This is a genomic window from Pseudomonas sp. NPDC012596, assembly GCF_042902325.1.
Taxonomy (GTDB): Bacteria; Pseudomonadota; Gammaproteobacteria; order Pseudomonadales; family Pseudomonadaceae; genus Aquipseudomonas.
In genome coordinates, this window is record NZ_JBIBEB010000008.1 from 35,519 (window position 1) to 48,405 (window position 12,887).

Here is a 12,887-nt window from a genome sequence, read left to right on the forward strand (position 1 = left end):
CAGGATCATGCTCAGGTGTAGATCATCTTGCGGGTCATGCCGCCATCGACCACAAACTCCTGGCCGGTGACGAACGCTGCCTGGCGCGACAGCAACCATGACACCATGGCCGCAACGTCTTCCACGGTCCCTACCCTGCCCGTCGGATGCTGGGCATGGTCGGCTTCGGTCAACGGTTCGGCACGGCGCTGGGAAGGGTCACGCGCATCGATCCAGCCTGGGCTTACCGCATTGACGCGGATCTCCGGGCCCAGGCTCATGGCCAGGGCATGAGTCAACGCCACCAGGCCACCCTTGCTGGCCGCGTAGGCCTCGGTGTCTGGCTCGGACTGGCGGGCACGGGTCGAGGTCAGGTTGACGATCGCGCCATTGTGCGCCCGTAGGTACGGCGCACAGTGCTTGGCCAATAACATCGGGCCGTTGAGATTGACCGCCAGCACCCGGTTCCATTGCGCCAGGCTCAGGCTCTCGAGGGTCTGGTTGTGCGGGTTGGCGATGGCCGCATTGCACACCAGCGCATCCAACCGCCCGAACTGCCCAAGCACTTCGGAAACCCCGGCGCTGACCTGGGCTTCGTCAGCGACGTCCATGGTGATGAACCACGCGTTGTCGCCCAGTGCCTTGGCGACCTTGGCGCCGCGCGGGCGGTCGAGGTCGCTGAGCACCACCTGCCAGCCTTCGCAGATCAACCAGGCAGCGATACCCAGGCCAATGCCGCGCGCGGCACCGGTTACCAGGGCTACCCGGCCGTTATGGCCCGGCCCGCCACCTTTCCAGTCGATCACAATGCAGCCAGCCCACGCGCAAGGTCCGCCTGCAGGTCGGCCACGTCTTCCAGGCCAACCGCCACGCGGACCAGGCTGTCGCGAATACCCGCAGCTTCACGCTCCTGCGGCGACAGACGGCCGTGGGAGGTGGTCGCCGGGTGCGCGATGGTGGTCTTGCTGTCACCCAGGTTGGTGGTGATCGAGATCACGCGCGTGGCATCGATAAAGCGCCAGGCGCCCTCTTTGCCACCCTTGACCTCAAAGCTGACCACCGCCCCAAAGCCACTCATCTGGCGCTTGGCCAGCTCGTGCTGCGGGTGGCTTGGCAAGCCGGCGTAATGCACCTTCTCGATTCCGTCCTGCTGCTCCAGCCACGCAGCCAGCTGCTGCGCGCTTTCGCAATGCGCACGCATGCGCAGCTTGAGCGTTTCCAGGCCCTTGGTGAAGATCCACGCATTGAACGGGCTGAGGGTGGGGCCAGCGGTACGCAGGAAACCCACCACTTCTTTCATCTGCTCACTGCGCCCGGCCACCACGCCGCCCATGCAACGGCCCTGGCCGTCGATGAACTTGGTTGCCGAATGGAACACGATGTCGGCACCCAGCTTGAGCGGCTGCTGCAGCGCCGGGGTGCTGAAGCAGTTGTCCACCACCAGCATGGCGCCACGGGCGTGGGCCACTTCGCTGAGGGCGGTGATGTCGACCAGTTCGGCCAGCGGGTTGGATGGCGACTCGACGATCAGCAGCTTGGTATTGGCCTTGATGGCCTTCTCCCAACCCGCCAGGGCGACCAGCGGCACGTAGTCCACCTCGACACCAAAGCGCTTGAAATACTTCTCGAACAGGCTGATGGTCGAACCGAACACGCTCTGCGAGACCAGCACATGGTCACCGGCGCTGCACAGCGACATGACCACGGCGAGGATCGCCGCCATGCCGGTGGAGGTGGCCACAGCCTGCTCGGCACCTTCCATGGCCGCCAGGCGCTCTTCGAAGGCGCGCACGGTCGGGTTGGTGTAACGCGAGTAGACGTTGCCCGGGGTTTCGCCAGCAAAACGCGCGGCCGCATCGGCAGCCGTGCGGAAGACATAGCTGGAGGTCAGAAACAGCGCTTCGCTGTGCTCTGCTTCCGGTGTACGGTTCTGACCGGCGCGCACCGCCAGGGTGTCGAAACCGACACCCTCGAGGTCACTGTCCAGTCGCCCGGCATCCCATTGATCCGTCATGCCGTCACTCCCTGAATCAGTTGTTGTAAAGGTCGATGATCGCGCTGACCGCCTGGGTCTTCACCTTGGCCAGGTCATTACGGGCCTGCTCGATACGGTCGAGGTAGGCTTCGTCGATGTCACCGGTGACATATTCACCATTGAACACCGCGCAATCGAAGTGCTCGATCTTGATCTTGCCGCCACCGACCGAGTCGATCAGGTCCGGCAGGTCCTGATAGATCAGCCAGTCGGCGCCGATCAACTCGGCCACCTGCTCGGTGGTACGGTTGTGGGCGATCAGTTCGTGAGCGCTCGGCATGTCGATGCCGTAGACGTTGGGGTAACGCACCGCAGGGGCCGCGGAGCAGAAGTAGACGTTTTTGGCGCCGGCTTCACGGGCCATCTGGATGATCTGTTTGCAGGTGGTGCCGCGCACGATCGAGTCGTCCACCAGCATCACGTTCTTGCCGCGGAATTCCAGCTCGATGGCGTTGAGCTTCTGGCGGACCGATTTCTTGCGTGCAGCCTGGCCCGGCATGATGAAGGTACGGCCGATGTAGCGGTTCTTGACGAAACCTTCGCGGAACTTGACGCCCAGGCGGTTGGCCAGCTCCAGCGCAGCGGTACGGCTAGTATCCGGGATCGGGATGACCACGTCGATGTCGTGCTCCGGGCGCTCGCGCATGATCTTGTCGGCGAGCTTCTCACCCATGCGCAGACGTGCCTTGTACACCGAGATACCGTCGATGATCGAGTCCGGGCGCGCCAGGTAGACATGTTCGAAGATGCACGGCTGCAGTTTCGGGCTCTGCGCACACTGCTTGGTGTACAGCTGGCCTTCTTCGGTGATGTACACCGCTTCGCCCGGCGCCAGGTCGCGAATCAGGGTGAAACCGAGCACGTCCAGGGCAACGCTTTCCGAGGCGATCATGTACTCGACGCCTTCGTCGGTGTGACGCTGGCCGAACACCACCGGGCGAATGCCGTTGGGGTCGCGGAAACCGACGATACCGTAGCCGGTGACCATCGCGACCACCGCGTAGCCGCCGACGCAGCGGCTGTGCACGTGGGAAACCGCGGCGAACACGTCTTCTTCGGTCGGCTGCAGTTTGCCGCGCACCGCCAGTTCATGGGCGAACACGTTCAGCAGCACTTCCGAGTCGGAATTGGTGTTGACGTGACGCAGGTCGGACTCGTAGATCTCCTTGGCCAGCTGCTCGACGTTGGTCAGGTTGCCGTTGTGCGCCAGGGTGATGCCATATGGCGAGTTGACGTAGAACGGCTGGGCTTCGGCCGAGGTCGAGCTGCCTGCAGTCGGGTAGCGGACGTGGCCGATACCCATGTGGCCTACCAGGCGCTGCATGTGGCGCTGCTGGAAGACATCGCGCACCAGGCCATTATCCTTGCGCAGGAACAACCGGCCGTCGTGGCTGGTCACGATACCGGCAGCGTCCTGGCCGCGGTGCTGGAGGACCGTAAGCGCGTCATACAGCGCCTGATTGACGTTCGACTTACCGACGATACCGACGATGCCACACATGCGACGCAACCCCTACTTTGATGAAACTTGAGTGAATAGCGCTCAAGGCTTTGCAGGCCCAAGCAACTGTTCCTTGAACGGAAGATCAGCCGGAGTGCTGATCATCCCACTGGACATCCACTGGCTGGAGAAACCCAGAATCAGGTTTTTGGACCAGTCAGCGACCAATAGAAATTGTGGTATCAGGCGAGATTCCTGCCACCAGGTATCCTGTTGCACCGGCCCCAGGCTGAGCAAGCCGATGGCCACCACCACCAGCATGGCCCCGCGCGCAGCGCCGAAGGCCATGCCGAGAAAACGGTCGGTGCCAGACAGCCCGGTCACACGGATCAGCTCGCCGACGAGGAAGTTGACCATTGCCCCCACCAGCAGGGTGGCGACGAAAAGAATGGTGCAGCCGGCGATGATGCGCATCGACGGGGTCTGGATATAGCTTTCAAGGTACACCGAGAGCGACCCGCCGAACATCCAGGCGACTGCGCCGGCAATGATCCAGATGAGCAGAGACAAGGCTTCCTTGACGAAGCCGCGCTTGAGACTGATCAGTGTGGAAACGGCGATGATCGCGATGATCGCCCAATCAACCCAGGTAAATGCCACGGTGCTGCCTGCAGACGTTTGAGGCGGCGCATTTTACCAGAGCGCAAGGCTGTGGGTAAGCAGAATGTCAGGTCGTTTGGCAGTGCCTTGTTTGCGCCGCAAGCCCACTCCCACGGGCTTTTCGTGGACTCTGAAGTCAGGAAAACCCGTGGCAGCAACGCAGCGGCGACTCGCCTCAAGCCTCAGCCGCGCTCCGGCTGAAAGCGCACCACGAACCCCTTGAGGTTCTGCTTGCGGTTGATCGCATCGCGCACGCGCTCGGCCTCGGCGCGCTCGATCAACGGCCCGACATAGACCCGGTTCATGCCACCGGCCGAACGGATGTAAGCGTTGTAGCCCTGGCTACGCAGCGTATTCTGCAGACTTTCGGCACCGGCACGATTGGACAGGCTGGCCAGCTGGATCGACCAGCTGACCGGCAAGCCGTTGGCGTCGATCTTCGACGGCGTACCTGCGGTAGCCGCGGGCTTCGCAGCGGGCTGGGTTTCGACCCTCGGCGCCGGGGTTGCCACAGGCGTTTGCGGCTTGGGCTGAACCTGCGCCTGGGTCTGCGGGGAAGGCGCGATTGGCTGGCTTGGCGTGGTGACCGGCGCGGTGGACTCGTTGACTACCACGGGCGGTTGTTCGGGCTGCTGCGGCTCTTGCGGCAGTGTTTGCGGCTCGGGCACGGCAACCGGGTCCACCTTGACCTCAGGCAGCGTCGGCATTGCCGGCGCCTGCGGGGCTTCGACGCGCACCTGGCGCATCTCGTCCTCGCGGGTGAACAGCATGGGCAGGAAGATCACCGCCAGCGCCACCAGCACCAACGCACCCACCATGCGCTGTTTCATCCCTTTGTCCAGCACTGCCATCTACTCACCCCTCCAGGGCCTGCCGCCCCAGCCATTCCAGGGCCTCGGCGACACAGAAAAACGAACCGAACAGCAAGATCTGGTCACCTGCCGTTGCCTGCGCGCATTGCCCCTCAAGGGCTGCGTCGACACTGGCATAAGACTTCACCGCAACGCCGAGGTTCGTCAAGGCGCCGGCAAGCTCGGCGGCCGGACGGCTGCGAGGTGTTTGCAGAGGCGCTACCGCCCACTCATCCACCAGCCCCTGCAGGGGCTCAAGAACGCCACTCAGGTCCTTGTCGGCGAGCAGGCCGAACACCGCCAGGCGGCGACCCTTGAGCGGCCGCGCCGACAGGCGACGGGCAAGGTATTCTGCGGCGTGTGGGTTATGCCCCACATCCAGCAGCAGTTCTACACGCTTGCCTTGCCAGTTGACCATACGGCGGTCCAGACGCCCGGTGATGCGGGTATCGAGCAACGCCTGGCGAATTTGCCCGGCATCCCAAGGCAGGCCCATCAACAGGTAAGCCTGCAGGGCCAGGGTGGCGTTTTCCATCGGCAGGTCGAGCAACGGCAGATCGCGAAGCTCTACCTGCACACCCTCGGCGGTGGTTCCACGCCAGTGCCAGACGCTTTCGGCGTTGGTCAGGTCGAAATCGCGACCCCGCAAAAACAGCGGCGCCGCCAGCTCGAGCGCCTTGTCCAGCAGCGGTTGCGGCGGATCCAGGTCACCGCACAGCGCCGGCTTGCCCTGGCGGAAGATGCCAGCCTTCTCGAAAGCCACCAACTCACGGGTATCACCCAGGTAATCGACATGGTCGACGCCGATGCTGGTGACCAGCGCCAGGTCGGCATCGACTACGTTCACGGTATCCAGACGACCACCGAGGCCCACTTCAAGCACCACGGCATCGAGCCCGGAGCGATGGAACAGCCAGAAGGCCGCCAGGGTGCCCATTTCGAAGTAGGTCAGGGAAATGTCGCCCCGCGCCGCCTCGACCGCGGCGAAGGCTTCGCACAGCTGCGCATCGCTAGCCTCTTGGCCGTCGATCAGCACCCGTTCGTTATAGCGCAGCAGGTGTGGCGAGCTGTACACGCCAACCTTCAGGCCCTGGGCGCGCAGCATCGACGCCACGAAGGCGCAGGTCGAACCTTTGCCGTTGGTGCCAGTAACCGTGACCACGCGCGGCGCCAGCTTGCCCAGCGCCAGCTGGGCAAGCACCTTTTGCGAACGTTCCAGCCCCATGTCGATGGCCGACGGGTGCAGTTGTTCGAGGTAGGCGAGCCATTCGCCCAAGGTTCTTCCTTTCATCACGCGACCGCAGCGGCCTCACGTGCCTGCTCTGGCGTTTCCTGGCCAGTCATCTGCGCCAGCAGGCGGGCCAGACGCGGACGCAGTTCACCACGCGAGATGATCAGGTCGATGGCACCGTGCTCCAGCAGGAATTCGCTGCGCTGGAAACCTTCCGGCAGTTTTTCGCGAACGGTTTGCTCGATCACACGCGGGCCGGCAAAGCCGATCAGCGCCTTCGGCTCACCCACGATCACGTCGCCGAGCATTGCCAGGCTGGCAGAAACACCACCGTAGACCGGGTCGGTCAGCACGGAGATGAACGGGATGCCTTCTTCACGCAGGCGCGCCAGCACCGCCGAAGTCTTGGCCATCTGCATCAGCGAAATCAGTGCTTCCTGCATACGCGCACCACCGGAAGCCGAGAAGCAGATCATCGGGCAGCGGTTTTCCAGGGCGTAGTTGGCGGCGCGAACGAAACGCTCACCGACGATGGCGCCCATCGAGCCACCCATGAACGAGAATTCGAAGGCGCTGACCACGATCGGCATGCCCATCAGGGTGCCGCTCATGGAGATCAGGGCGTCTTTTTCGCCGGTCTGCTTCTGGGCGCCGGTCAGGCGGTCCTTGTACTTCTTGCCGTCACGGAACTTCAAGCGGTCGACCGGCTCCAGCTCGGCGCCCAGTTCGGCACGGCCTTCGGCGTCGAGGAAGATGTCGATACGCGCACGTGCGCCAATGCGCATGTGGTGGTTGCACTTGGGGCAGACATCCAGGGTCTTTTCCAGCTCCGGACGATACAGCACGGCCTCGCAGGCTGGGCACTTGTGCCACAGGCCTTCTGGCACCGAGCTCTTCTTCACCTCGGAACGCATGATCGAAGGGATCAGTTTGTCGACTAACCAGTTGCTCATGCTCTATTTCTCCAGTATTGACGGGCGGGGACCGGTCTGGCCGGCCATGCCCTGCCCTTTGAGCTCAAATTCTTCTATGAAACGATGACGGCTCGGCCACAGGGGCTGCCTGTGTACCGCGCGGCCTTCAATGTGTGCGTCGGCTGCCCGGCATGCCGGCAGCCACCCCGCAGGGCTGCGATAGCTATGGACGATGGCGCGCAGCCAGCCGTCACATCTGGCATCACGCCTGTTTTACCGCTTGCATGAACGCTTCGATCTTCGCTGCGCTCTTGATGCCTTTTGCCTGCTCGACACCACCACTGACATCCACCGCGTACGGCCGCACCTGGGCGATGGCCTGGCCGACGTTGTCAGCCGACAACCCGCCGGCAAGAATGATCGGCTTGCTCAGCCGTGCCGGCACCAACGACCAGTCGAACGCCTCGCCGGTACCACCAGGCACGCCGGCGACATAGGTGTCGAGCAGGATGCCCCGGGCACCGGAATAAAGCTGGCAAGCGGCCTCGAGGTCGTCGCCCGGGCGCACCCGCAGCGCTTTGATCCAGGGCCGGTGATAGCCCTCGCAATCGGCCGGGGTTTCATCGCCGTGGAACTGTAGCAGGTCCAGCGGCACCACCTCGAGGATCTCGTTGAGCTCGCAACGCGAGGCGTTGACGAACAGGCCTACAGTGGTCACGAACGGTGGCAGCTCGGCGATGATCGCCCGCGCCTGGCGCACGTCAACGGCACGCGGGCTCTTGGCATAGAAAACGAAGCCGATGGCATCGGCACCCGCCTCGGCGGCGGCCAGTGCGTCTTCGATGCGGGTAATCCCGCAGATCTTGCTGCGAACGTTGCTCATGGACTGCAAACCTTGAGAGACCGTGAAAGTGCCCGATGGTAGCAAAAGCCTTTTGGCCCGTCAGTCGGCCAACGCCTCATAGCCGGTCAGAAAGTGTGGCCCAATATAACGCCGGGGCAGTTGGAACTCCTCCGGGTATTCCACCTGCACCAGGTACAGGCCGTACGGGTGCGCCGTCACACCGCCTTCGCGGCGGTTGCGCCCTTCCAGCACCTCACGGGCCCAGGACGCCGGGCGTTCGCCGGCACCGATGGTCATCAGCACCCCGGCAATGTTGCGCACCATATGGTGCAGGAACGCCGTGGCGCGCACGTCCAGTACGATCATCTGGCCGTGGCGGGTAACGCGCAGGTGATGGATATGCTTGACCGGCGACTTGGCCTGGCACTGGCTGGCGCGGAAGGCACTGAAGTCATGGGTACCGAGCAGGTACTGCGCAGCCTGCGCCATGCGCTCGACATCCAGCGGGCGGTGGTTCCAGGTCACCTCCTCGGCCAGGTGCGCCGGGCGGATCGGGTCGTTGTAGATGACATAGCGGTAGCGCCGGGCGGTGGCCTTGAAGCGGGCATGGAAGTCCGCCGGCATCGGCCGCGACCAGACCACACTGATGTCGTGGGGCAGGTTGAAGTTGGTACCGAGGGTCCAGGCACGCTCGTCGCGAACGGCGCGGGTATCGAAATGCACCACCTGCCCGCAGCCGTGCACACCCGCATCGGTACGCCCCGCGCAGAGTACGGAGATGGGCTCGTTGGCGACTTTCGACAGGGCCTGCTCCAGCGCCTGCTGGACACTCGGCACGCCACTGGCCTGGCGTTGCCAGCCGCGATAGCGCGAGCCTTTGTATTCCACCCCCAGGGCAATGCGAGTGAAGCCTGCGGCGGCCGATTCGGAGGCAGCGGTGTCGATGATGTCCAAGAGCATGAAACCTGTGGGGAATACGGATTGGCGGGGATTATAACGACAACGGCAGCCTTGTTGGGCTGCCGTTGGTTATTGCGCTGTCAGCCTCAGACCAGCCGCGAGAGCATGTCCTCGGCTTCCTGGCGCTGGGTGTCGTCGCCATCCTTGACCACTTCGTCGAGGATATCGCGCGCACCCTGGTGGTCACCCATGTCGATGTAGGCACGCGCCAGGTCGAGCTTGGTGGCCACTTCATCGCTACCGGAGAAAAAGTCGAAGTCCAGGTCGTCCAGAGGTTCTGGCTCCTGCGCTGCGTCTTCGGCGCTGAAGTGCGGCTCCAGCGACGGCGACTCCAGGCTCTGCGACAGCTTGTCCAGCTCGGCGTTGACGTCGTTCAGTTCCGAAGCAAAGTTCTGGGCGGCCGGCGACTGGTCATCCAGCGACAACGACAGGTCGAAGTCTTCCGGCATTTCCAGTTCGGAAATCGGATCGAACTCCGGAATGGAATCGAATGCTGCCAATTCGGCGGCAACGTCTACTGGCGTTTCGTCAACAGCCTCGGTGACGCTGGGCTCGCCGATGTCCAGATCGAAGTCTGCCAGGTCGCCCACGCTCTGCGGCTCGGCCTGAGCCTGCGCCAGCAAGGCCTCGAAATCGGCATCGGCGTCGGACTCCACGGCGCTTGCCGGGGCAACCGGCTCGATACCCGCCTGCAGCTCCATCAGATCGGCGTCATCCAGCACAGGCGGCTCGGTAGCGCTCATCGGCTCCTCGTCGCCAAGGCTCAGGTCGAAGGCACTGTCCAGGTCGCTGTCGTCGAGGGCCGGCGTTTCCACGACGGCCTCGGCAGGCACTTCGTCAAGCTCAGGTGCCATGACAGGCTCGGCCCCGGTGACGGCCTCCTCTGGCTGTGGCTCAGCCTCGGGCTCGGACTCAGCTGCGAACTGCGCCGACGCTTCAGGCTGATCGTCCAGCAAATCCTGTACGTACTGCTCGTCCAGTTCGGCGGCCAGCGCAGCAGCCCCAAGGCCCGCCGCAGCGACGCCAAGCATGGCTGGGTAACGCGCCTTGAGCCCGTCGACCTGCGCGGTGTTCGCTTCGTTGCCGGGGAGCTTGCGCTCCTGCTCCACGAAAGCGCTGTGATCACCCTGGCGCGCATAAACTTCCATCAGTTTCAGGCGCAGGCTGTCCTGCTCAGGCTGCGCCGCGACTGCGGTTTCCAGCAGGTCGGCGGCGTGGTTCAGCCGGCCATTGGCCAGGCAGTGATCGACTTCAGCCAGCAGCTCGGCGTTCGGGTCTTGGGCAACGACTGGCACTGCCTCCGCGGCGTCTGGCGTGGCCGATTTTTCGGCGGCAACCGCTGCTGCAGCCGAAGCGGCTACCACGGCCGGCGACAACGTGTCGCCAGGCGCCGGCGTATCCAGTTCGTCGAAGCTGCCTGCAGGCAGGTCAAGGTCGGGGTTGCGCTCCTCCTCGGCCAGCGCTCGCGCCATGCGCAGGTGCTTTTCGGCTTCCTGCTGGGCCTTGCGCTTGCGTGCCAGCAGCAACAGCAGCAGCAACAGCACGAGGAATGCGGAGCCTGCGATCAGGCCAAGCACCACCGGGTTGCCCAGCATCTCGTCGAAAGCACCCTGCTGCTCGGCGGCAGGTGCAGGCTCGGTGGCGGGCGCAGGAGCAGGCGCCGTATCCACGGCCGCGGGGGCTGGCTGCACCACGGGTTCGGCGGCGGTGGGCTGGGCATCCGGGGCAGTTGCGGCAGGCGCTACGGGGTCAGTGGCACCCTGTGCTTGCAGGCGAGCCAGCTGGTCATTCTTCAGCTGGATCAACTTCTGCAGCTTGTCCAGCTGGCTCTGCAGGTCGGTCATCCGGCTTTTGAGTTCATCATTGTCACGACGGCTGGTGTCGAGGCTTTCCTGGGCCACCGCCAGCTTGTCGTTGATCGCCTTGGCATCCGCACCGGCCTGGTTGCCCGGGCTGACCAGGCGCAGGTTGTCGCCCTGGGCGATACGCTCGGGCGCCGCATCGGCAGCGCCGCGGCGGGTAGCATCGAGCTGACGGGCACGCGGGCCCAGGCGCCGACCTTCACGCCAGGCCGCGTACTGCTCGGCCACTTCGCGATTCGCCTCGCCCTGGGGAATGTTCTGTACCTGCTGCTGATCGGGCAAGCGCAGCACCTGGCCAACCTTCAACTGGTTGATGTTGTTGCCGATGAAGGCATCAGGGTTCAGCGCCTGGATGGCGATCATGGTCTGCTGCACCGAGCCGCCACCCTGGGTGTTGCGCGCAGCAATCTGCCACAAGGTATCGCGGCGTTTGGTGGTGTAACTGCCAGCACTGCTGGTCGCAGGGTTTACATTGGCTGCGGCAGGCTGCTCGCCCTGGGCCTTGGCCTGGTCGAGCAGGACGTTGTAATCGCGCAGCAGGCGGCCCTGGGGCCACATCACCTGGACCAGAAATTTGACCACCGAACCAGGCAGCGGCTGGCTGGAGGTAACCCGCAACACGCTCTTGCCGTTGGGGTTGATCACAGGTGTAAAGGTGAGGTCCTCGAGGTAGGTTGGATAATCCACCCCGGCCTTGCTGAACTCTTCCGGCGGCGCCAGGCTTGGCGCCACTTCGGCAGCGGTGAGGTCGCGCACATCGAGCAATTCGATTTCGGCGTCCAGCGGCTGGTTCTGCGCCGACTTGAGCGTCAGCTCACCCAACCCCAGGGCATTCGCCATGCCAGACGACAGCGCCGACGCTGCCGCCATGGCCAGAACCAGTTTGCGAATTCGAAGCATGACCTCTTCCCTTGTATGAATCGTCCTGAAAACCCGCATGCGGTGTAGGACAAAAAGTGCCTGGCAGTATCTTTTACGCCATGTGTTTAATCAACAATTGCGCCACCTGCACGGCGTTGAGTGCGGCGCCCTTGCGCAGGTTGTCGGTGGTCAGCCACAGGTTGAGTTGCTGGTCTTCATCAACACCATGGCGTACACGACCAACATAGACCACGTCTTGCCCTACTGCGTCACCTACCGGCGTCGGATAATCGTCGCGCGCCACCAGTTCGATGCTGCCGGCGCTCTCCAGCGCAGCATTGACGGCCGCCAGATCTACCGGTTTACGGCTTTGCACCGCCACACTGAAGCTATCGCCGAAAAACACCGGGACTTGAATGCAGGTCACGGAAATCTTCAGTTCGGGCTGCCCCAGCAGCTCGCGCAGCTCGCTGACCAGGCGCCGCTCAAGCCCGGCATGCCCCTGCTCGTCCACCGCACCGACCTGAGCCAGCAGGTTGAACGCCACCTGGCGGTCGAAGAAGCGCGGCTCCAACGGACGGGCATTGAGCAGCTCGGCAGTTTGCCGTGCCAGTTCGCTGACCGCTTCGCGGCCCTGAGCAGACACCGCCAGGGCGGCCATGACCTGCACCCGCTCGATGTCCAGCAGCCCCTTCAGCGGTGCCAGCGCGACCGCCAGGGCGACGGCTGCAGAGCCAGGGCTGGCAAGGCGTGCAGGCAGCTCCAGGCTGGCGATACGCTCGGCATTGGCTTCGGGCACCACGGCAATGGCGTCATCGAGGCCGCCGGACAGGTCGATGACCGTGCAGCCTGCCTGCTGGGCCTTGCTGGCGAAGCTGCGGCTGACGGCAGGGCTGGCGGCGAAGAAGGCCAGTTTGACCTGGGCGAAATCGAAACTGTCGACTTCATGCACCTTGATCTTCTTGCCAGCGAACATCACGCTGCTGCCCGCCGACTCCATGCTGGCCAGCAGGTGCAGGGTCGCAACCGGAAAATCCAGCTCTTCGAGGATCTGTACGAGGGTTTCACCGACGCTACCGGTGGCGCCGACGACGGCGATGTCCAGGGGTTGGGTCATGGAGGGGATCCTTTTGCTGAAACGGCGGGGGGCGGCACTTTACTCGGATTATGGATCAACGAACACCCTCAATGCGCCAGCCCCTCTGCGACCGACAGTCGAACATCAGGCCGGTTGGAACGACAGGCGCTA

At 63.9% G+C, this 12,887-nt stretch carries 11 protein-coding genes; all 11 read right to left on the reverse strand.

The genetic code is table 11. The features are described from left to right. Positions 1-11 precede the first annotated feature (11 nt). Positions 12-785 (reverse strand): SDR family oxidoreductase, encoded by a 774-nt coding sequence (locus ACFY68_RS11970; RefSeq protein ID WP_346613763.1) that lies wholly within the window; start codon positions 783-785, stop codon positions 12-14. Continuing rightward, a complete protein-coding gene (locus ACFY68_RS11975) occupies positions 782-1,993 on the reverse strand; it encodes an O-succinylhomoserine sulfhydrylase (RefSeq protein ID WP_387527235.1) in 1,212 nt (403 codons plus the stop codon). The genes ACFY68_RS11970 and ACFY68_RS11975 overlap by 4 nt, the downstream gene beginning before the upstream one ends. Before the next feature lie 16 nt (positions 1,994-2,009). After that, entirely contained in the window at positions 2,010-3,515 is a 1,506-nt protein-coding gene (gene purF, locus ACFY68_RS11980) for an amidophosphoribosyltransferase (RefSeq protein ID WP_346613761.1), read from the reverse strand. Between the two features lie 42 nt (positions 3,516-3,557). Next, on the reverse strand, positions 3,558-4,115 hold the full coding sequence (locus ACFY68_RS11985; RefSeq protein WP_346613760.1) for a CvpA family protein: 558 nt from the start codon (positions 4,113-4,115) through the stop codon (positions 3,558-3,560). Positions 4,116-4,297: 182 nt separating this feature from the next. Then, a complete protein-coding gene (locus ACFY68_RS11990) occupies positions 4,298-4,966 on the reverse strand; it encodes an SPOR domain-containing protein (protein WP_387527239.1) in 669 nt (222 codons plus the stop codon). A gap of 4 nt (positions 4,967-4,970) precedes the next feature. Then, on the reverse strand, positions 4,971-6,257 hold the full coding sequence (gene folC, locus ACFY68_RS11995; protein ID WP_387527242.1) for a bifunctional tetrahydrofolate synthase/dihydrofolate synthase: 1,287 nt from the start codon (positions 6,255-6,257) through the stop codon (positions 4,971-4,973). Next, positions 6,257-7,150 (reverse strand): acetyl-CoA carboxylase, carboxyltransferase subunit beta, encoded by an 894-nt coding sequence (gene accD / locus ACFY68_RS12000; RefSeq protein WP_346613757.1) that lies wholly within the window; start codon positions 7,148-7,150, stop codon positions 6,257-6,259. Before accD ends, folC begins: the two co-directional genes overlap by 1 nt. Positions 7,151-7,373: 223 nt before the next feature. Then, positions 7,374-7,994 carry a phosphoribosylanthranilate isomerase gene (locus tag ACFY68_RS12005; protein ID WP_346613756.1) on the reverse strand — a complete coding sequence of 207 codons (621 nt, stop codon included), beginning with the start codon at positions 7,992-7,994 and terminating at the stop codon, positions 7,374-7,376. Positions 7,995-8,054: 60 nt separating this feature from the next. Next, complete coding sequence (gene truA / locus ACFY68_RS12010) at positions 8,055-8,915, reverse strand: tRNA pseudouridine(38-40) synthase TruA (RefSeq protein WP_387527246.1); 861 nt, start codon at positions 8,913-8,915, stop codon at positions 8,055-8,057. An 86-nt stretch (positions 8,916-9,001) separates the two neighbouring features. Further along, entirely contained in the window at positions 9,002-11,677 is a 2,676-nt protein-coding gene (locus ACFY68_RS12015; protein WP_387527249.1) for a FimV/HubP family polar landmark protein, read from the reverse strand. A 73-nt stretch (positions 11,678-11,750) separates the two neighbouring features. Next, entirely contained in the window at positions 11,751-12,755 is a 1,005-nt protein-coding gene (locus tag ACFY68_RS12020; protein WP_387527252.1) for an aspartate-semialdehyde dehydrogenase, read from the reverse strand. Positions 12,756-12,887 lie beyond the last annotated feature (132 nt).